The organism is Mesorhizobium sp. M1A.F.Ca.IN.020.04.1.1, from assembly GCF_003997315.1.
In the GTDB taxonomy this organism is placed as follows: Bacteria; Pseudomonadota; Alphaproteobacteria; order Rhizobiales; family Rhizobiaceae; genus Mesorhizobium.
In genome coordinates, this window is record NZ_RZSN01000431.1 from 1 (window position 1) to 463 (window position 463).

Below are 463 nucleotides of genomic sequence, written 5' to 3' on the forward strand. Positions count from 1 at the left end.
TAACCGGGCAGCCGCGCTCATTGGCGAACACCACCACGACACGGTCGCCGTCCTGGCGGCCCGCCACCTTCACCGTACGACGGTTGACGTCGACGATGCGGACACGGTGGAGACCCATGCGTTCGGCCTTGTCGAGGGCGCGGTCCGGCGAGCAGCCACGGCGCCAGTCGCCGCGGCGTTCATCACGGCGATGGCGATAACCGTCGTCACCGGTATAGACGCCGAAACGCGGGTCGTTGTTGTTGCCGAAGCCGAGATAGAGGCTGTCGGCGTGGGCGGGAACGGCCGCCAGCGTGCCGAGACCGACCAGGGCCGAAAGGGCTGCCGTCTTGATCGTGTTGAACATCGTCTTCTCTCCTTTTTGCGGGCCTTCCCGTCCTCGTGAACCGATGGGGGGAGAATGCGCCTGCCTGTCTGAACTCTTTACGAACCTGCCGTTCATCTCCGGTTCATATGGCGGGAA

General features: G+C 64.6%; 1 protein-coding gene. It reads right to left on the reverse strand.

What is annotated here, in order from left to right; translation table 11 throughout:
- Nucleotides 1-346: hypothetical protein (locus EOA49_RS32380; protein WP_127243616.1), on the reverse strand; the 346-nt coding region annotated here is incomplete at its 3' end.
- Nucleotides 347-463: the final 117 nt, after the last annotated feature.